Here is a 17,723-nt window from a genome sequence, read left to right as displayed (position 1 = left end):
CTTAATCTGTTGTTATTAAACGTTGGTCTATGTCTTCGATACTAGGCAGGTGGTAGGCAGACCATTTACCACGAACAGTTCCTTGGTTAAGTAACCAAAGTCCTGGACTAGACCGAATGATGGTTTTTAATACTTTGGTATCCACAGACATGGCTGGGAAATTCAATTGGTACTCGTGTCGGATGGCATTGACTTCTTCATCAGAGGAAGCACTCAATAGCCATACTGCAATTCCTTTTTTACTAGCTTCTTTGGCCAGGACAGCAATTTCTTTTAAAGCCTCTACATGCGCATGATGTACGTTGGGCATAATGACCATGAGTTTCTTTCCTTTGAAACTCTCAGCGGTATAATCTGTGGTATCATTTTCTACCCAAATTCGATAATCTGTGATTAAAGGTCGGGCCTCTTTTTCATTTAAAGCCTGCATCGAAACAAATACGGCCTGGGTATCAGCTGGCATTTCGGTCAGGGTTTCCTCTTTACCATTGATTTTATACACATAAGAAAAGCGTAAGGCTTCTCTGGACTTCATGTTTTGTGGAATATAATCTCCTTCAGCATAAGGGAGCCCGTCGTGGATAGGTAAATAAAAATAGCAGTAAAGACCTAAAGAAACACTAATGAGGGCACTCAAGACGATGGGGCTTAGGTTTTTATTAAAGGTTTTTACTTTGTCCGTAAATAATAAACTAAGCGCCAAAACGAATAAGAATACATCTTTAAAGAAAGAGGTCCAAGGAGTTAACTTAATGGTTTCTCCAAAGCATCCACAGTCGGTCACCTTGTTGAAATAGGCCGAATAAAAAGTCAAAAAGCCAAAGAAACCCAATAAGGCTAAAAAGGTCCAGAGTACTTGTTTGGTTCGGTAATTAGCCCAAAGGGCAATTCCAAGTACGATTTCCATGCTGCTAAGCAGGATAGACAGTGGCAAAGCAAAGGGAATCCAGAATTTCCAGAAGCCTTCCATGGCAGGAAAATCTTGGGAGAATACATCGAAGTATTCCTCTAATTTTAATTGTGTTCCAATCGGGTCATTAAGTTTGATGAGCCCTGAAAAAAGGAAGATAAAAACCAATAAAAAAGTAGCTATTCGACTGTATGGCCGCATATTATTGGATTATTGTTGTTGGATTTGCATTTGCTCTTCCTTGATTTTGATCAAACAAAAAACAGCATAGTTTAGCATGTCTTGATAATTAGCCTCTACACCTTCTGAAACAAGGGTGACGCCCAGGTTGTTTTCGATTTGTTTGGTACGGAAAATCTTCATGAGGATTAAATCCGTCATGCTACTCACCCGCATATCTCTCCAAGCTTCACCGTAATCATGGTTTTTGTTTCTAAGAAGTTCCAACGTAGTTTCTACTTGATGGTCGTAAAATTGACTTAATTCTTCTGCACTGAATTCCATTTGTTCAGAATTTTCCAGTGATTTTTGAATCAAGGCAATGATGCAATAATTGATGATGCCAATGAATTCACCTTCAATACCATCTTGGATTTTTTGCTCTCCTTTTTCTTGAATGCTGCGAATGCGCTGCGCTTTAATAAAAATTTGATCTGTTAAACTGGGCAATCGTAGAATTCGCCAAGAAGTACCGTAATCTTTGTTTTTTTTATCAAACAAGGCTTTGCAGTGTGAAATTACTTGTCGATATTCGATTTCAGTTTGGGAAGGCGCATTGTCCCTGTTCATAGGAGAGGATTAGTTTACAAATCTCTTTTTTTTCAGACTACAAAAATATTTAAATTATCCTAAATTTCAGCTCATTTGGAAGCTCTTTTTCCATCTTTTCAAACAATTCGATATAAGTCTGGATTGATTGATCTTCAGATACCTCAAATCATGGGTATATTGAACGCTACACCCGATTCTTTTTTTTCGGCTAGTCGGGTGCGTGTCATTGATGATTGCTTGGCTTTGGCTGAACAAATGGTTCAGCAAGGTGCAAGTATTTTAGATGTTGGAGGACATTCTACTCGACCGAATGCGGAGGCTGTTTCAGCCCAAGAAGAGGAAGATCGTGTTGTTCCTGTTTTGGAGGCTTTATCGAAAGCTTTCCCCAATGTCTGCTTGTCGGTAGATACTTATCGCCTATCTGTTGCCCAAGCAGCAGTACGTGCTGGGGCAGATTGGTTTAATGATGTTGGTGGCGGACAAATGGATGAGGGGATTTTTGAGTGGGTAGCCGAAAATCAAGTTCCTTATATTTTAACGCATAGTGTAGGGGCTTTTTCTCAAGTACATGAGGTGCCAGCCTATGAAAGTGTAGTGGAAGAAGTTTGGTTAGACATGGCCAAGAAAGTACAAAGCTTGCGGGCATTAGGTGCAAAAGATATTATAGTGGATCCTGGCTTTGGTTTTTCAAAATCACTAGATCAGAATTATCAATTATTGGCTGCTTTGCATCAATTGAATTATTTGGGAGTACCTATCTTGGTGGGGGTATCACGTAAATCCATGATTCAAAAAGTGTTAGGAACATCACCTGAAGAATCTTTGAATGGAACCAGCGTGCTACATACCGTGGCATTGCAGCAAGGGGCTAAAATCTTGCGGGTTCATGATGTTTTAGAAGCCCGAGAGTGTATTACTTTAGTTAAGAAATTACAAGAAAATGGTTTATCCAATTTACCATAATCACCACTGGATTGATCCAGATCAGGTGTATGTCAGTATCCAAGATGTAGGTTTTCTACGCGGATTTGGCATATTTGACTTTTTTAGGGTCATGCATGGTAGACCTATCTTTCTTTCAGATCATCTTGATCGATTTTTAGCCTCAGCAGAAAAGATGGGTATTGTTCATAGCTATACCAAAGAGCAATTGGCTGGCTTGGTTCATGAAATTGCGGCTAAGTCAGAAGTGGAATGCCTAGGAATCAAAATGGTATTAAGCGGAGGAGATTCTTCTAATGGTTTTGAGCCTCAAGGAAAAAGTCAATTATTCATCATACCTAATGAGTTTCAGTTTATGGACCCTATTCATGGTATGAAATTGGCGAGTCGGAATTTTGTGCGCGAAATGGCTGATATCAAGTCTTTGAATTATGCCTATGCCATTCGTAACTGGGGGACCATTAAATCCCAGGGATTTGATGATCTCATTTATTATACCAACGAGTTTGGAGTCTCAGAATCTTCCAGAAGTAATTTATTTTGTGTCAAAAACGGGGTTTTATATACGCCAGCCCAGCATATTTTGGAAGGTATCACCAGAAAGCATGTGATAGATTTAGCCTCTTCCTTTTTGGATGTGAAAGTACAAGATGTGAGTTTGGAAGCCTTTAAGCAAGCTGATGAAGTATTTACGACGGGAAGTACCAAGCGGGTGGTACCCATTCTTCAAATCGACGATAGCATCATTGGAAATGGTAAAAGAGGTTCGATAACGGCTCAGTTATACGACCTACTTATTCAACATGAATACTAGGATGCAGGAGGCCTAAAGGCCTTCATGTTTGCCTCATTACAAATCAAAAACGGTCCTCCAATTAAATCAATGCAATAGGGGATGGCTGGAAAAACTGCCTCTAAACACTGACGAATAGCCTTGGGTTTACCGGGTAAATTCACTATCAGTGATTTGCCTCGAATGCCTGCTGTTTGCCGACTAAGTATGGCTGTAGGAACGTATTGCAAGCTTACCTGACGCATAAGTTCTCCAAAACCGGGCATCATCTTTTGGCATACTGCCTCTGTAGCTTCAGGAGTCACGTCGCGTAGAGCTGGGCCTGTTCCACCCGTGGTAACTATCAAACAAGCTTCATTTTCATCGGCCATTTGGCACATGGTCTGCTCCAATAAAGCTTGCTCATCAGGAATGACAGCGTATATCACTTCAAATTCCGAAATCAAATATTCTTTGAGTAATTCTACCACGGCTTTGCCTGGAATATCTTCATAGATACCTGCACTTGCTCGATCGGAAACATTGATAACCCCTATTTTGATCATTTCTTTTGTTTATTTTTTTGCTCCATTTTAATGAAAGCTTTGGGCTTTTTTTCCATGGGAATCGGTTCATTCAATAAATCACGAATCACCACTGAAGCACAAACCCCACCAAAAGCGGCAGGCAAATAGGAAATGGTACCGTAAGCAGACTTCTTAAAGTTTGATCCATCCGTCAAAATCAAGGATTCGTCTTTGACTTTTTCTTGAGAGTACACGGCTTTGATACCACGAGATACCCCCATTTTACGAATTCGTTTTCTGACTAAGGAAGCCAGGTAGCATTCTCGGGTATCTAATAAATCGGCTGTTTTGAGTTTGGTAGGATCTAATTTTCCTCCTGCGCCCATGGAGCTCACAATCTTCAAATTAAGGTCATAGGCAGTTTTCAATAAGGTCAACTTGGGTGTGACCGAATCGATGCAATCCATAACATAATCATATTTTGTTTTTTCCAGAATCTCCTTGGCCGCTTCAGGGCTCAAAAAGGTTTCATGTTCATGTAATACTAAGTCTGGATTGATGGCTTTTAATCGCTCAGCCATGATCTTTACCTTAGCCACACCGTGGTTGGTGGCAAGGGCGGGTAATTGACGGTTTCTGTTTGTCGGATCTACCACGTCGCCATCCACAATGGTCATGGTTCCCACCCCAGCCCGTGCAATGAATTCAGCGGCAAAGGAGCCAACTCCACCTAACCCCACAATCAAGACATGGGCATTTTGTAATTGCTGAATGCCTTGTTCTCCAATGAGAAGTTCCGAGCGACTCAGCCAACGAAGGTCTTTAGTACTCATATTTAGGATATTTCTTCCTTGATTTGATAATCAGTTGTCTTGTCAGAATTAGTCACCATCAGTTCACCGATAAATCCTGCTAGGAATAATTGTACTCCTAGAATAATGGCCACTAAGGCCAAAAAGAACAGAGGGTTGTCCGTGACATTCCGGTATTTTAAATGCTGGGTGATATTATAGAGTTTTTCGCCAATCAACCATAAGGTGATGATACTTCCTGAAAAGAAAGATAAGATACCTAAGCTACCAAAAAGGTGCATGGGTCTTTTGCCGAAAGTTTGGACAAAAGTGATGGATAATAAATCCAAAAAACCATATAAAAAGCGTTCTAAGCCGAATTTGGTAACACCATATTTTCGAGCTTGGTGCTGTACAACCTTTTCCCCAATTTTAGAAAAACCATTCCATTTGGCTTGTACGGGAATATAGCGATGCATTTCACCATATAAGCGAATGGTCTTGATGACTTCCAATTTATAAGCTTTCAGCCCACAATTAAAATCATGCAAATAAACCCCAGAAAGAGCTCGGGTGGCAGCATTGTAAAGTTTGGTTGGAATGGTTTTTGACAATGGATCAAAACGTTTTTGTTTCCATCCTGAAACCAAATCAAACCCATCCGAGGTAATCATTTCATACAGAGCAGGAATCTCGTCTGGAGAATCTTGTAAGTCAGCATCCATAGTAATAACAACACGGCCTTGGGCCTTTGAGAACCCTTCATGCAAAGCGGCAGATTTTCCATAATTGCGGGCAAAAGAACTCGCTTTTAGGCTGGGGTATTGAACGGATAAGGATTTTAATACTTCCCAAGAGTCATCCCGACTACCATCGTTGACAAAAATCATTTCATAGGAGAAATGATTGGCTCGCATGACCCGATCAATCCAAGCACATAGTTCAGGGAGTGATTCAGCCTCATTATAGAGAGGGACGACGATGGAAATGTGTAGCGTAGAATCTTGCATGTTGACAAAAATACAAAAAGCTAAGTTATTATTTTAGGGGAAGATTAAATAGTAAGGTTTTAATAATTCTTGAAAATCAGGGTGGTAATCACCTTCTTCGTCCCGAATATAGATTTTCTCCAAGTCAATCTCTCCTTTTTTTCTAGAGCCAAACAGCATGTGGCGAAGTACCTTGGCCTCTGGTTTGGGGATAACTTCTGCTATTTTCTTGGCGAATAAACCCCTCTTTTCAGCTGCTTGTTGGAATACCCCCATTTCATAAGGAGGGTATAAAACTGCAAATTGTCCATGTTCAGACAAGTGTAGATCAATGGCTTGAGCTAAATCATCTGCACTGAGGTGGTCCGCATGAATGGCCATTTGCTTGGATTGATCTGAAGCTGATAAATGTTGGGAGAAAAAGGGCGGATTGCATACGATGAGCTCATATTTTTGCTTGGAAGTCCAGGTTTTTATATCGCCTTGATATACCTTAATTTGCTCTTTAAATGGACTAATTTCGGCATTTTGTCGGGCTAATTCTGCTACCTCTGAATGGATTTCTAAACAATCCATTTGAAGAGTTGCAGCCTTTTGGCAAAGCATATGGGCAATCAAGCCGGAACCAGTTCCGATATCCAGGGCATGTTGGGGATTTTCCATGGGAATCCAGGCACCGAAAAGGCAAGCTTCTGTACTAATTTTAAGTCCGGGTTTTCCGTGGGCCAGTTGAAATTGTTTGAACTGAAAAATGGATCTACTTTCTGCCATAATCCGCTGGATTTTCACCCCAGTTTTCTGTTTCCCATTTGAGGATTTTTGTTTGGTAGAAATTACCTTTTAACCATGCTAGTGCCTTATCCACTCGTTGGAATAGCTCTTCCGTTTCAGCATTTCGTTCCAAATTGGTCTTGATGGCCTTGTTTCTAACCCAAGCGATGGCCGTTCTTGAATCAGAATATAATGGGAAAGGGCAGTCGATTTTCTTTAAATAGGCCAAACCATGAACAATGGCCAAGAATTCTCCAATATTCACGGTGCCAATAGGATAGGGACCTTGCGCAAAAAGCACTTCTTTGGTTTCGGTATTTACGCCTTGGTATTCCAATACACCTGGGTTACCCGAACAAGCGGCATCAACAGATATACTCGGTATGATGATGGCTTGCGTATTTCTGGATTTAGTAATACTGGTTTTTTTTTGCATGTCTATGCTTGCCCAATAATTCTTTTTGAAGGCTTCCTCGGCTGCGGCTCTGCTATCAAATGATTTATATTGTGCCCCAGGGAAATTCTTAATCAGCTTTTCCGTCTTGCCCCAAGAATCAAAAATTCCGGTTTCATGACCTGCCCAAATGACATAATATTTTTGCTTTTTACTCATACTTAGAACAATCGAGTTTTGATGATTTTAATAGCTATGGCAATTAATATAACACCAAAAACTTTGCGTAAAATTTGAGTACCTACGTTTCCTAATTTCTTTTCAATCCAAACACTGCTACGTAAAACGAGGTAGATGAAAATTAGGTTGATAAGTATGCTGACGATGATATTTTCTTCTTCAAACTGCGATTTTAAGGAAATCAGCGTGGTCATGGTGCCGGCTCCGGCGATGACAGGAAATGCTAAAGGCACGATGGAATGTGTACCACTTTGTATTTCTTCCGCTTTGAAAATATTTCTACCTAAAGTCATTTCAAGGCCAATTAAAAAGATAATCAAAGCACCTGCAACGGCAAATGAATTGGTATCTACACCCAATAAATGTAAGATGAACTTACCCGCAAAAAAGAATCCAATCATGATGGCTCCAGATACCAAGGTGGCCTGTTCCGCATGGATGCTTCCATTTTTCTTTCGAAGATCAATGATGATGGGAATAGAGCCCAAGATGTCAATCACGGAAAAGAGAATCAAGGAAGAAGAGATAATTTCTTTTAGGTTGAAGTGCATGTTAAACTTGTAGTAGTTGAATGAGCGTATGTATGTCCTCGACGGTATGGCTAGGAAAATTGGCAATGCGGAAAGTGTTGTTTTTCCATGTGCCATAGCCCTTACCTAGGTCGATTTGGTTTTGTTCTCCTACATGGAGTATGCGGCTCACCTCAGCGGATTGTCCTTTCAGAGCGAGCACGGTGGCCAATCGAAGTTCATTTTTTTCTACTAAAAAATCAAATTCAAATTGGGATTGATGCGTCCAAAAATCCTCCCAAATGGCCATTTTTTCCATGGTATTCTTGTGAATTTCTTCAATTGGAGGCAAGGTTTGACTTAATCGATTTAATAAGTAGATGCTAAGTACATTGGGTGTATAATGGGTTTGAAACAGCTTTCTGTTTTGTTCCATTAAAAGGATGCTATTATAATGGTCTTTTTTGCTAAGTTTTTCAGCTCTTTTCAAGGCTTTAGGAGAACAGACTAATACTCCTAAACCGGCTGGAATGCCCATGCATTTTTGACATGAAGCCAGCCAAACGTCTGCTTCTGCCCAAGGTAATAAAATGCCTCCCATGGAAGAAGTCGCATCTACCGCAATCAGGCAATCATCGGGAAAACCTAAAGCTTGTCTGTTTATTACTTGCCCCGTTCCATTGGAAGTTTCACTTTGAACCAAACATATTGTATCTATTTTCGATTTTAAATCAGGAGATATTTGTTGAGCAAATTCCGATAAAGACTCATTGAGCCCAAATTCTAAACTAGATGCTAGCGGGATAATTTGTTCTACATAATGTCCCCATTTTTTACCAAAAGCGCCGTTGTAGAGATGTAGGCTTTGTTTTTCTATTAAAGACTGTGCCACGATTTCCCAAGCCTCAGTAGCTGAAGAAATAAAATAAATGGTATAATCCGAAGGAATAGCCCATTTAACGTGCAAGTTTTCCAGCGTCTCTTTTAATAATTTTTCAAAGCGGGCACTGCGGTGGTTGATGCTCACAATTCCCTGCTCATACGCTTCTTGGATGAAGCCCAAAGTTTGAGGATAGACTTTGGAAGGACCAGGGTAAAAAGACAGCATGTTAAATAAAGGAGTATAGGCCTAAATCATAACTTCTTAATCCAAAACCAATGATGCTTCCTTTGCATTTTGGACTTAAGTAGGAATGTGCACGGAATGATTCACGGGCATGTACATTGGAAATATGCACTTCAATGACTGGCGTAGTGATGGCTGAAACGGCATCTGCTAAAGCAATGGAAGTATGGGTATATCCGCCTGCGTTCAATAAAATACCGTCATAGCTAAATCCCACTTCATGCAATTTACTGATCATCGCGCCCTCGCTATTGGATTGAAAATATTCCAAATCCAATTCCTTGCCGAATTTATCTTTCAGTACTTCTAGGTATTGTTCAAAGGTCTGATGACCATAAATTTCTGGTTCTCTTGTTCCTAGCAGGTTCAAATTGGGCCCGTTAAGAATCAATATTTTTTGTCGTACCATAAAAATGGGTTTTGCTTAATCTTCTAGGGATTTAAAAACATCCGTTCCGATTTAAAATTACGTAATTCTTCTAAATTTACATGTTTGTTTCAATAAAAAGCCCATGTGGGAAAAGGAAATCCGTTCGTTTGGAAACTATTTAAAGATCGAGCGAGGCTTGTCGGGCCATTCGCATGAGGCCTATTTGCGGGATGTGACCAAATTAGCTACTTATTTAGCCACTAGTTTAGGTAATGAGCTAGCCATAGCCGAGGTTCAAGAAATGCATTTATTGGCTTTTTTGAAAGATTTGCATGGTTTAGGGATAGAGGCAAGTACACAGGCTCGGTGTTTGTCGGGCATACGCTCCTTCTTTCATTTTCTCAATTTTGAGGGTAGTATTCAGCAAGATCCTACGCTGCATATTAAGAGCCCCCTGCAAGGAAGAAAATTGCCTGATACCCTTTCCTTCGATGAGATAAATTTGATTTTGGAACAAAATGATATGTCGACCCCGGAAGGTGTCCGCAATCGGGCTATGCTGGAAATGTTATATGGTGCAGGAATGCGCGTTTCCGAGTTGACTCAATTGAAATTGACAGATGTGTATGAGGATATTGGATTTTTAAAGGTGAGAGGCAAGGGAGACAAGGAACGACTGGTTCCGGCGGGGAAAGATGCTTTTCGTTATTTGAAAATCTATTTGGAATCGGTACGGTCACACATTTCCGTGAAAAAGGAAGCCTTGAATTATGTTTTTTTAAATAGGCGAGGGGGCTCTTTGAGTCGGGTGATGGTATTTCTGATTTGCAAAGATTTGGCTTCGAAAGCCGGGATTGAAAAATCGATTAGTCCACATACCTTTCGTCATTCCTTTGCCACGCATTTAATTGAAGGAGGAGCGGATCTAAGGGCTGTTCAAGAAATGCTGGGTCATGAGTCTATTCTTACTACGGAGATTTATACCCACCTTGACAGGGCTTATTTAAGTCAGATGGTGCGTGATTTTCATCCGCTGAATAGGGGAAGGGAGAATGTAGAATGAAGAATGTAGAATGAAGAATGAAGAATGTAGAATGTAGAATGAAGAATGGAGAATGAAGAATGTAGAATGTAGAATGTAGAATGTAGAATGAAAAGTTTTAATATTACAGAATAGCATGCTTTTTTAAATAAGAAATAGGAATGCTCAACATAATTCTACATTCTTCATTCTACATCTCCTCCGGAAACGGAATAAACACAAAATTGGTAAACTGGCCATCCACCACAAAAAGGCAGGCGAATTCTTCGATGTCCTTGTAATTTTGAACAAATAGCTCCCTGTTTTCTTCCGCCACTAATCCTCGTTGAAGAAATTCTTCCATGGTGGAAGCATGGTAATTCCATTTGTTTCCATTCATTTCATTGACCCCGATCAATTTTTGACCAATTTCGATGGGCCTTTGAGAAGTAACAAAAATGGGAAAATCAGAAAAGCCTCTTTTCTTGATTTGATAGGACGCCTCCTTGATTAATTCGGATACCAAGATAAAATCACTGGAAATCAACCCTAAATACTTGCCATTTAAATCTGGCGAGTTGGGTGCATTGGACAGGGCTTGATAATCTTCAATCATATCTTTAACTCTTACTTAGTAACAATAATTGGATGTCTTTCACCGCTTTATGAAATAATTTGCCGATCATGGGGTGGGTGATATAACCTTTGTAGGCATAGACTCCTTTCATGAAGGATTTTCCTTGCCATAGCATTTCCTCTACACCCCCTGTTTTACCCGCCTTCAATAAAAAGGAAGTTATCAAATTACTGATAGCCAAGCTAGCTGTTTGACTCACTTGGGAGGGGATATTTGGCACACAATAGTGGATGACACCGTGTTTGGTGAAGGTAGGATTGCCTAAATTGGTCGTGAAAGATGTTTCAAAACAACCGCCTTGATCAATGCACACATCCATTATCAAGGTGCCTTCTTTCAGTTTACTGACCATTTCTTCGGTTACAATACAAGGAGTAATGCCATGGTCAGAGCGCAAGGCTCCTACTATCACTTGGGCTTCTTGTAAGGCTTTAGGTAAGTTTTCCGAATCGATCACTTGGGTGATGAGCGGAAATCCTAAACTTTGTTTCAAGCGCTGTAATTTATACATGTCTTTATCAAAAACCTGTACTTGAATGCCTGCGTGCCAAGCTGCTCGAGCCGCTTGTTCTACCACTTGACCCGATCCTAAAAGCACCATTTTGCATGGAGGAACTCCCGTAACATTTCCTAGCAATATACCAGGTTGATGCTCTTTTCTTAATATTTCAGAGGCGATGGGTAATATTAATTGCCCAGCAATTTCCGCCATGATTTTCACAAAAGGAAATCCCCCTCCATTATCTTCGGCATACTCTAAACCAATGGCTAAGATTTTCTTTTGAATTAATTTATCAATGATTTCTACTGATAAATGATGGTAGGAAGCACAGGAAATTAGGCAATTACCTAATTTCATTAATTCTATTTCTTTTTCGCTAGGTGGACTTATCTTAATGACTAAAGGGCATTGCCACACTTGAGCTATATCCTCTGTGATGGTTGCGCCTGCCAATAGGTAATCTGAATCGATGAAACCTGCTCGTTCTCCTGCCGACTTCTCAATAATGACCTCATGGCCATTGGCTACCAGTAATTGAACTGCATGAGGACTAAGTGCAATTCGATTTTCATATTTTGCATGATCTTTGGGAATTCCAATCAAGATGCTGCGCGCATTTTGTTTGGTCCAAGCCATGGCCTCCATGGGCAAGATGCCTTGTTGGGCTAATAAATCTTGAAAGGGATTCGATTCCATCATTCGTGCCAATTCGCTATAAGATGACGGTGATTTTCATCTTGAGTACTGATTAGTAATTCAATATGTGGGAAATCCCACAATTCTTCGGCTTGTTCAGGCCATTCAATGAAACAAAGATGACCAGAATCTAGGTATTCTTCAATACCAATGTCCAAAGCTTCGCGAACATTTTTCAATCGGTACAGATCAAAATGGTAGATGATATCGCCAGCCGTGTTTTGATATTCATTGACCAAAGAAAAAGTAGGACTTTGTACCGATTGTAAAACGCCCAATTGTTTCCCCATTTCTTTAATGAAAGTCGTCTTTCCAGCTCCCATTTGTCCACGAAATAGATAAACCCGTGGAAATGGTTTACTGATAGCCATCCAATCTTTGACCACGGTGGGTAAATCTTCTAAGGTGTAGCTTGCGCTAAATACTTGTTTCATTAGTCTAGGTCAATATCTCCCAATTGTGGACGAATCAATATTTCTTCCAACACGGTAGAAGGTGCCATTTGATAAGCAGCCCAAATGGTGGAGGCAATGTCATCGGCAGGAATAAATCGACTAGCGGGTAAGTTCACGCCATCCCAAGAAGGGGTTAGGGTAGCTCCGGGTAAAATAGCCGTTACTTTAATTCCTTGTGATTTTAATTCCTCTCTCAGGACTTTGGTAAAACCTAAAAGGGCAAACTTACTGATGCAATAAGATCCACCTTGGGTATAAGCCGTGATGGATGCCGTGGAGCAAATGGTGAAAATATGTCCTGATTGCTTGGCCTGAAACGTAGGTAATAAGGCCCTTGTTAAATGATATGCCGAATATAAATTGGTTTCAATTTGTCGCTCTAACACATCTTCTTCCTCGTTTTGAATTTGGCCAGGAAGAAAAAATCCAGCATTGTTAATCAATACATCTACCTGATTCGTAGCGGATAAAACAAATTGAGCGAAAGCTTGAGTTTGGTCTTTTTGACTTAGGTCTGCTACAAAAGTATGCAACAAAGGACTATTGATTTCTTCTTTCAATGCGGCTAAACTTGTCGCTTTTCGGGAGCAAGTAAAGGTATTAAATCCCTCCGAGATGAATTTTTTCACTAAAGCTTTGCCAATTCCCTGACTTCCTCCGCTGATTACTACCGTTTTGTTCATTATATTTGAGTCTTATTGCGCTCAATTAATCCAACGCATGTCAAAATTAGGCAAATATTTAATCTTCCTTAGTAAGCTTTTTACAAATCCTGAGAAATTTAGGGTCTATGTTTCTTTGGTGATTCAGGAATGTATGGATATTGGGATTAACTCCCTGCTGATTGTGACCATTGTGGCTTCATTTTTAGGAGCAGTTACTTGTGTGCAGACTGCTGCGAATATGGATAATCCATTTGTTCCACAGTACATCATTAGTTTGATTGTGCGTGATTCCACATTATTAGAATTAGGTCCTACCATAACTTGTGTGGTCCTTAGTGGTAAAGTGGGGTCTAGTATTGCTGGACAACTGGGTACGATGCGCATCACGGAGCAGATTGATGCTTTAGAAGTAATGGGAATCAATTCTCAATCCTATTTAGTATTACCTAAAATTTTAGCTTCCGTCATTACTTTTCCTATGTTGGTTACTTTGGCCTGTTTCTTGGGAATTTATGGGGGTTACATTGCAGGTTGGTTGACAGGTGCTATCTCACCACAAGAATATATTCATGGCATTCAGTTTCAGTTCAAAGGGAATTATATGTTTTTCGCTTTGGTGAAATCTGTTGTATTCGCCTTTTTAATTGCTTCTATTGCTTCTTTTCAAGGTTTTTACACCAAAGGTGGGGCTTATGAAGTGGGTAAGGCAAGTACCGCAGCGGTAACTAATTCTTGTATAGCTGTTTTAATTGCTGATTATTTATTAGCCCAATTATTGGTCGGTTAAATTCGCTCTATTTTCACTTCTGTTTCTAGGCTTGACAAAGCAATACCTCGATAGGTGCCATACACCGGTGTGATTTCTTCGGGTAGGCAAGAGGCTGCCAAAGGAATGTGATTACCTGAAACAACTTCATGTTGGGTTGGATCATATCCTCTCCATCCACCTCCCGGCAAATAGACCTCCACCCAAGCATGTAGGTGATGGGTTTGGTTGGGTACATCTACGGGAGCAACTCCAATGTAATATCCCGAAACAAAGCGGGTAGCTAATCCCATGGCCCGACATAATGCCGCGAAGAGAACCGCATAATCTCGACAAGAACCGCTTCGATTTTGTAAGGTGAATTCAGGACTATGCGGAGCACCTTCTTCTCGTATTTCGTAGGCAAAGTTTTGGAATATAAATTCATTTACGGCAGAGAGAAAGGCCGAAGTGTCCCAAAGAACCGCTTTGGCCAATTGCTGAGCACAAAGTTCAATTTCAGGACTAACAGTATCTTGAGCCAAATATGGACTTAAGGTTCGCTGGTAGCTAGGACTGTATTGAAGAGGTAGTTTTTGACTTTCAAAGGGGAAATAGACAAAATCAAAAGGGTTAAATTCCGTTGTTTCAACTACCGCCTCCATGTATATGCTTAGTTGGTCCGTCGGCTGCTTGAAAAATAAAATATTTTGAATATTGCCCTCTGGGTCTAAGTTTTTTGAAATTTGAACGGGTAAAGGTTGAATATCCAAACTGATGGAATTCACCGTGAGCATAGAACTTTTCCTCGGGTGTAAATAAAGGACATGGGGATCCAATGTCACTAACTCACTATATCGATAATTCAAACGGTGTTGAATGTGCGCGATCATGCAGGTTTGGGGCTAAAAGAAATGAGGCTTTCCATCCATTTTTCATCGATTTTCTCCAAAGATTTGCGCAAGGCCGTATTCCAATCGTCGGAAATGTTTTTCATGTCTTCTTTGCTCAAACGGATTTCTTTGGCATGAAAACTATTTTTTTCATAGACCACTACATCAATGGGATAATCCACATCATTGGAACTTACTTGAGTGGCATCAAACGAAAGAAAGCCCATTTTTAACGCATCTTTCAAGGAAGTGTCGGCCGTAAGGTTACGGTTTAACAAAGGCTTGCCATAATTGGAATTACCAATGATCTGGTATTTTAAACCTTCATTGATTTCAATCCAATTGCCTTCAGGAAAAATTAAAAAGAGTTTATGTTCTTTATCCTGCGACATTTGTCCACCTACAATGGCATGAAGGTTAAATTGATAACCTTCTTTTTCTAGGGTATCACGATCTTCAGAGGCAACTTTCTTTAACATATTGCCAAAGGCCGTAGCAGCTTCAAACATGAAATCATACGTAGCTTCTTCCTTTTCTATGGCTTGATTAAAATAGGTTACTGCTTTATCTCTTACCGAGCGTAAGCCAGCGGTCATGATGAACAAGCTGTGTTTTTGAATTTCGTGAATGGAAATCTTTTTATTCGAGTAAACTTCGTTACCTGCTGTTATGCGGGTATCGGCAATGGCTACTAAACCTTCTTTAACCTTAATTCCTAGGCAAAATGTCATGGGGTGCAAATCAAAAATGTGGGCAAAAATACAAATTTTAAATGAAGGCTAGGCCTAGCTAACCGGTTTGAGGTCAAAATATGTGTTGAAAATGGTTTGACCTACTTCATTATTTTTGATTTGAAAATTATCCAAGTACTGATGTAAACCGGTATTTAAAATATCTTCAATCTCCGTGAATTCTACTTCTGACAAGAGTTTGGAGAGTTTCTTTTCAGCAGGATTAGAGAATCCAACCTCTGAGGAGGTTCCAGAGATGGCATAAAGTGAGGCTTGTGCTTCCTTTAAACAATGTACAACTGAGCGAGGGAAGTTTTTATCTAGAATTAAAAATTCCACAATATGCGTTGGATTGACCACTTTATATTGTTGCCGGAACATGTTATAAGCTGAAACGGATTTAAGTACGGCAGACCATAGTAATAAATCTAAAGGAGAGCCAATTTCGTTGACATCAGGAAGCAGGGTGAAATATTTTACATCCAAGAAACGAGTAGTCTTATCAGCCCTTTCCAGTAATTTACCCAATTGCCCAAAATGCCATGCCTCTCCCCGGGTAATGGTGGAATCCACGATACCATAAAATAACTGACTTCCTGATTTAATTTCTTCCAAAAAGCCTTGATAGCGGGATATTTCCCAATTTTTACTGCCTTCTACTTTGTCCTTTACTTTCCAATAAATTTGGTTGACATATTCCCACATTTCTTTAGAGATACTCTCCCGGATGGTGCGCGCATTTTCACGGGCACAGTACAAACAAGAAATAATGGAATTGGGATTTTTAATGTCAAAGGTCATGTAGTGCAATACGTTCTCTCGACTAGCCTCTGTATAATGCTCAAAGAAATTAAAGTGATCGGCGGTTGCCACGATCAGCGGTTCCCATTGTTCAGGAACATTGGGAGGAAGGTCTAAGGCAAGGTTGAAATTGACAGAGATGAAGCGGGCATAATTATCCGCTCTTTCAATGTATCGATTCATCCAATAAATGGAATTAGCAACACGACTTAACATAGGCTTTTCTTTTAATTAAATGCTTGATTTTTTCAATGATACTTAAAATTAGCCTTTTTTTTAAGAGTAGCAATTGAGGTCGACATAAAATTAGAATTGGAGACAAAATTTGGATTTTATGGGGAAGAATTTCCTCCATCTGGCCCAATTTTTGTATTTTTGGGTTAGCTTAAATTTCTTCTATGTTATACCAATCCATCATAAAGCCTCTGTTGTTTTTATTGAGTCCAGAAAAAGCTCATTATGTTGTGGCTGATAGTTTACGAGGCTTGATGAAGATTCCGGGAGTAAAGTCTATTTTCCGTTCCTTGTTTCATCTAGAGGATCCACGTTTAAACCGCACCGTTTTTGGTATACAATTTCCTAATCCTGTGGGTTTAGCCGCTGGGTTTGATAAAAATGCTTCCCTAGTGGATGAGTTTTCTAATTTGGGTTTTGGGTTTATTGAAGTGGGAACCGTAACTCCAAAAGCTCAAGATGGTAATCCCAAACCTCGTTTATTTCGCTTGCCGGCTGATAATGCCTTAATCAATCGCATGGGATTCAATAATGAGGGTTTAGATGCCATGAAAGCCAGATTGGCCAAACGAACCTCAAAGGTGATAGTGGGGGGTAATTTAGGAAAGAATAAAGTGACGCCCAATGAATTAGCTGAAGAGGATTATTGCTTGGGTTTTGAGGCTTTATATGATGTAGTAGACTATTTTGTCGTGAATGTGAGCTCCCCCAATACCCCTAATTTACGCGATTTGCAGGAAAAGGAGCCTTTGAAAAAATTATTGAGTCGATTGCAAGATTTGAATGCCCAGAAAATAAAACCCAAGCCCATCTTATTGAAAATTGCTCCCGATTTATCCAATGCTCAATTAGATGATGTATTGGAAATCGTTCAAGAGACTAATTTGGCTGGAATAATAGCGACCAATACGACACTCTCGAGGGAAGGATTGCAGTCGGAGCCTAGTCTAACACAAGAAACGGGTGGATTAAGTGGAAAACCTTTGACCCAGCGTTCAACAGAAGTGATTGCTTATTTGCATCAACATTCCCAGGGTAAAATACCCATCATCGGCGTAGGAGGAATACATTCAGCCGAAGATGCCTTGGATAAATTAAGAGCTGGAGCTAGCCTAGTTCAGGTATATACCGGCTTTGTATATGAGGGCCCTTGTTTGGTCAAAAAAATCAATCGAGGAATCATTCAATCAGGTCTATAAAAATGATTTTGTAAATCGAATCAAAAAAGCGA

Annotated in this window: 22 protein-coding genes; 5 read left to right on the top strand and 17 right to left on the bottom strand. The window is 40.0% G+C overall.

Annotated elements, in window-relative coordinates; genetic code table 11:
* Position 1: 1 nt before the first annotated feature.
* Complete coding sequence (locus ACST15_RS10885; protein WP_459454683.1) at positions 2-1,111, bottom strand: BT_3928 family protein; 1,110 nt, start codon at positions 1,109-1,111, stop codon at positions 2-4.
* Positions 1,112-1,120: 9 nt separating this feature from the next.
* On the bottom strand, positions 1,121-1,699 hold the full coding sequence (locus tag ACST15_RS10880) for a DUF1599 domain-containing protein (protein WP_223142712.1): 579 nt from the start codon (positions 1,697-1,699) through the stop codon (positions 1,121-1,123).
* A 75-nt stretch (positions 1,700-1,774) separates the two neighbouring features.
* Between ACST15_RS10880 and folP the strand changes: the two genes are divergently transcribed.
* Both folP and ACST15_RS10870 read left to right on the top strand, forming a co-directional pair.
* Complete coding sequence (gene folP, locus ACST15_RS10875; RefSeq protein WP_459454682.1) at positions 1,775-2,644, top strand: dihydropteroate synthase; 870 nt, start codon at positions 1,775-1,777, stop codon at positions 2,642-2,644.
* Positions 2,622-3,437: an aminotransferase class IV gene (locus ACST15_RS10870; RefSeq protein ID WP_459454681.1), complete on the top strand. Its 816-nt coding sequence runs from the start codon at positions 2,622-2,624 to the stop codon at positions 3,435-3,437. The genes folP and ACST15_RS10870 overlap by 23 nt, the downstream gene beginning before the upstream one ends.
* On the opposite strand, the gene mog is transcribed toward ACST15_RS10870, so the two are convergent.
* Genes mog through aroQ form a run of 8 tightly spaced genes read right to left on the bottom strand, consistent with a single transcriptional unit; the run spans position 3,434 to position 9,151 of the window.
* Positions 3,434-3,961, bottom strand: coding sequence for a molybdopterin adenylyltransferase (gene mog / locus ACST15_RS10865; protein ID WP_459454680.1), 528 nt, complete (start codon positions 3,959-3,961; stop codon positions 3,434-3,436). The two genes, ACST15_RS10870 and mog, sit on opposite strands and share 4 nt — an antisense overlap.
* A complete protein-coding gene (locus tag ACST15_RS10860) occupies positions 3,958-4,755 on the bottom strand; it encodes a tRNA threonylcarbamoyladenosine dehydratase (protein ID WP_459454679.1) in 798 nt (265 codons plus the stop codon). The genes mog and ACST15_RS10860 overlap by 4 nt, the downstream gene beginning before the upstream one ends.
* A 2-nt stretch (positions 4,756-4,757) precedes the next feature.
* On the bottom strand, positions 4,758-5,723 hold the full coding sequence (locus ACST15_RS10855; RefSeq protein ID WP_459454678.1) for a glycosyltransferase family 2 protein: 966 nt from the start codon (positions 5,721-5,723) through the stop codon (positions 4,758-4,760).
* A gap of 33 nt (positions 5,724-5,756) precedes the next feature.
* On the bottom strand, positions 5,757-6,473 hold the full coding sequence (locus ACST15_RS10850) for a tRNA1(Val) (adenine(37)-N6)-methyltransferase (RefSeq protein WP_459454677.1): 717 nt from the start codon (positions 6,471-6,473) through the stop codon (positions 5,757-5,759).
* Positions 6,460-7,086: a ribonuclease H1 domain-containing protein gene (locus tag ACST15_RS10845; RefSeq protein WP_459454676.1), complete on the bottom strand. Its 627-nt coding sequence runs from the start codon at positions 7,084-7,086 to the stop codon at positions 6,460-6,462. The genes ACST15_RS10850 and ACST15_RS10845 overlap by 14 nt, the downstream gene beginning before the upstream one ends.
* A 2-nt stretch (positions 7,087-7,088) precedes the next feature.
* Complete coding sequence (locus ACST15_RS10840; protein ID WP_459454675.1) at positions 7,089-7,658, bottom strand: MarC family protein; 570 nt, start codon at positions 7,656-7,658, stop codon at positions 7,089-7,091.
* A gap of 1 nt (position 7,659) precedes the next feature.
* Complete coding sequence (locus ACST15_RS10835; RefSeq protein WP_459454674.1) at positions 7,660-8,724, bottom strand: aminotransferase class V-fold PLP-dependent enzyme; 1,065 nt, start codon at positions 8,722-8,724, stop codon at positions 7,660-7,662.
* Between the two features lies 1 nt (position 8,725).
* The gene (aroQ, locus tag ACST15_RS10830) at positions 8,726-9,151 is read right to left on the bottom strand and encodes a type II 3-dehydroquinate dehydratase (RefSeq protein ID WP_459454673.1); all 426 of its coding nucleotides are present in this window, start codon (positions 9,149-9,151) and stop codon (positions 8,726-8,728) included.
* A gap of 103 nt (positions 9,152-9,254) precedes the next feature.
* On the opposite strand from aroQ, the gene xerD reads away from it, so the two are divergent.
* The gene (gene xerD / locus ACST15_RS10825; RefSeq protein WP_459454672.1) at positions 9,255-10,175 is read left to right on the top strand and encodes a site-specific tyrosine recombinase XerD; all 921 of its coding nucleotides are present in this window, start codon (positions 9,255-9,257) and stop codon (positions 10,173-10,175) included.
* Positions 10,176-10,344: 169 nt separating this feature from the next.
* On the opposite strand, the gene ACST15_RS10820 is transcribed toward xerD, so the two are convergent.
* The 4 genes from ACST15_RS10820 to ACST15_RS10805 are packed head-to-tail and all read right to left on the bottom strand — an operon-like array spanning position 10,345 to position 13,106.
* Complete coding sequence (locus tag ACST15_RS10820; RefSeq protein ID WP_459454671.1) at positions 10,345-10,749, bottom strand: hypothetical protein; 405 nt, start codon at positions 10,747-10,749, stop codon at positions 10,345-10,347.
* A 4-nt stretch (positions 10,750-10,753) separates the two neighbouring features.
* Positions 10,754-11,971 carry an alanine dehydrogenase gene (locus ACST15_RS10815; RefSeq protein ID WP_459454670.1) on the bottom strand — a complete coding sequence of 406 codons (1,218 nt, stop codon included), beginning with the start codon at positions 11,969-11,971 and terminating at the stop codon, positions 10,754-10,756.
* The gene (tsaE, locus tag ACST15_RS10810) at positions 11,968-12,402 is read right to left on the bottom strand and encodes a tRNA (adenosine(37)-N6)-threonylcarbamoyltransferase complex ATPase subunit type 1 TsaE (protein WP_459454669.1); all 435 of its coding nucleotides are present in this window, start codon (positions 12,400-12,402) and stop codon (positions 11,968-11,970) included. The genes ACST15_RS10815 and tsaE overlap by 4 nt, the downstream gene beginning before the upstream one ends.
* Positions 12,402-13,106, bottom strand: coding sequence for an SDR family oxidoreductase (locus ACST15_RS10805; RefSeq protein WP_459454668.1), 705 nt, complete (start codon positions 13,104-13,106; stop codon positions 12,402-12,404). The genes tsaE and ACST15_RS10805 overlap by 1 nt, the downstream gene beginning before the upstream one ends.
* Before the next feature lie 37 nt (positions 13,107-13,143).
* Here ACST15_RS10805 and ACST15_RS10800 point away from each other — a divergent pair, with 37 nt between their 5' ends.
* Positions 13,144-13,875, top strand: a complete 732-nt coding sequence (locus ACST15_RS10800; protein WP_459454667.1) for an MlaE family ABC transporter permease — start codon at positions 13,144-13,146, stop codon at positions 13,873-13,875.
* On the opposite strand, the gene ACST15_RS10795 is transcribed toward ACST15_RS10800, so the two are convergent.
* Genes ACST15_RS10795 through ACST15_RS10785 form a run of 3 tightly spaced genes read right to left on the bottom strand, consistent with a single transcriptional unit; the run spans position 13,872 to position 16,474 of the window.
* Complete coding sequence (locus ACST15_RS10795) at positions 13,872-14,726, bottom strand: transglutaminase family protein (protein WP_459454666.1); 855 nt, start codon at positions 14,724-14,726, stop codon at positions 13,872-13,874. The genes ACST15_RS10800 and ACST15_RS10795 overlap by 4 nt on opposite strands.
* Positions 14,723-15,457 carry a peptidase gene (locus ACST15_RS10790; RefSeq protein ID WP_459454665.1) on the bottom strand — a complete coding sequence of 245 codons (735 nt, stop codon included), beginning with the start codon at positions 15,455-15,457 and terminating at the stop codon, positions 14,723-14,725. The genes ACST15_RS10795 and ACST15_RS10790 overlap by 4 nt, the downstream gene beginning before the upstream one ends.
* Positions 15,458-15,511: 54 nt before the next feature.
* Entirely contained in the window at positions 15,512-16,474 is a 963-nt protein-coding gene (locus tag ACST15_RS10785) for an alpha-E domain-containing protein (RefSeq protein WP_459454664.1), read from the bottom strand.
* Positions 16,475-16,656: 182 nt separating this feature from the next.
* Between ACST15_RS10785 and ACST15_RS10780 the strand changes: the two genes are divergently transcribed.
* The gene (locus ACST15_RS10780) at positions 16,657-17,691 is read left to right on the top strand and encodes a quinone-dependent dihydroorotate dehydrogenase (RefSeq protein ID WP_459454663.1); all 1,035 of its coding nucleotides are present in this window, start codon (positions 16,657-16,659) and stop codon (positions 17,689-17,691) included.
* Positions 17,692-17,723 lie beyond the last annotated feature (32 nt).

The sequence above is a fragment of the Aquirufa sp. Wall-65K1 genome, from assembly GCF_054558475.1.
The sequence above is the reverse complement of the archived record's forward strand: the minus strand, read 5'-3'. Positions and strand labels throughout refer to the sequence as shown.

Bases quoted from the DNA above. Each gene is read 5' to 3' on its own strand.
- ACST15_RS10885 (WP_459454683.1), bottom strand. From the start codon at position 1,111: ATGCGGCCATACAGTCGAATAGCTACTTTTTTATTGGTTTTTATCTTC.
- ACST15_RS10880 (WP_223142712.1), bottom strand. From the start codon at position 1,699: ATGAACAGGGACAATGCGCCTTCCCAAACTGAAATCGAATATCGACAA.
- ACST15_RS10870 (WP_459454681.1), top strand. From the start codon at position 2,622: ATGGTTTATCCAATTTACCATAATCACCACTGGATTGATCCAGATCAG.
- mog (WP_459454680.1), bottom strand. From the start codon at position 3,961: ATGATCAAAATAGGGGTTATCAATGTTTCCGATCGAGCAAGTGCAGGT.
- ACST15_RS10860 (WP_459454679.1), bottom strand. From the start codon at position 4,755: ATGAGTACTAAAGACCTTCGTTGGCTGAGTCGCTCGGAACTTCTCATT.
- ACST15_RS10855 (WP_459454678.1), bottom strand. From the start codon at position 5,723: ATGCAAGATTCTACGCTACACATTTCCATCGTCGTCCCTCTCTATAAT.
- ACST15_RS10850 (WP_459454677.1), bottom strand. From the start codon at position 6,473: ATGGCAGAAAGTAGATCCATTTTTCAGTTCAAACAATTTCAACTGGCC.
- ACST15_RS10845 (WP_459454676.1), bottom strand. From the start codon at position 7,086: ATGAGTAAAAAGCAAAAATATTATGTCATTTGGGCAGGTCATGAAACC.
- ACST15_RS10840 (WP_459454675.1), bottom strand. From the start codon at position 7,658: ATGCACTTCAACCTAAAAGAAATTATCTCTTCTTCCTTGATTCTCTTT.
- ACST15_RS10835 (WP_459454674.1), bottom strand. From the start codon at position 8,724: ATGCTGTCTTTTTACCCTGGTCCTTCCAAAGTCTATCCTCAAACTTTG.
- aroQ (WP_459454673.1), bottom strand. From the start codon at position 9,151: ATGGTACGACAAAAAATATTGATTCTTAACGGGCCCAATTTGAACCTG.
- xerD (WP_459454672.1), top strand. From the start codon at position 9,255: ATGTGGGAAAAGGAAATCCGTTCGTTTGGAAACTATTTAAAGATCGAG.
- ACST15_RS10820 (WP_459454671.1), bottom strand. From the start codon at position 10,749: ATGATTGAAGATTATCAAGCCCTGTCCAATGCACCCAACTCGCCAGAT.
- ACST15_RS10815 (WP_459454670.1), bottom strand. From the start codon at position 11,971: ATGATGGAATCGAATCCCTTTCAAGATTTATTAGCCCAACAAGGCATC.
- tsaE (WP_459454669.1), bottom strand. From the start codon at position 12,402: ATGAAACAAGTATTTAGCGCAAGCTACACCTTAGAAGATTTACCCACC.
- ACST15_RS10805 (WP_459454668.1), bottom strand. From the start codon at position 13,106: ATGAACAAAACGGTAGTAATCAGCGGAGGAAGTCAGGGAATTGGCAAA.
- ACST15_RS10800 (WP_459454667.1), top strand. From the start codon at position 13,144: ATGTCAAAATTAGGCAAATATTTAATCTTCCTTAGTAAGCTTTTTACA.
- ACST15_RS10795 (WP_459454666.1), bottom strand. From the start codon at position 14,726: ATGATCGCGCACATTCAACACCGTTTGAATTATCGATATAGTGAGTTA.
- ACST15_RS10790 (WP_459454665.1), bottom strand. From the start codon at position 15,457: ATGACATTTTGCCTAGGAATTAAGGTTAAAGAAGGTTTAGTAGCCATT.
- ACST15_RS10785 (WP_459454664.1), bottom strand. From the start codon at position 16,474: ATGTTAAGTCGTGTTGCTAATTCCATTTATTGGATGAATCGATACATT.
- ACST15_RS10780 (WP_459454663.1), top strand. From the start codon at position 16,657: ATGTTATACCAATCCATCATAAAGCCTCTGTTGTTTTTATTGAGTCCA.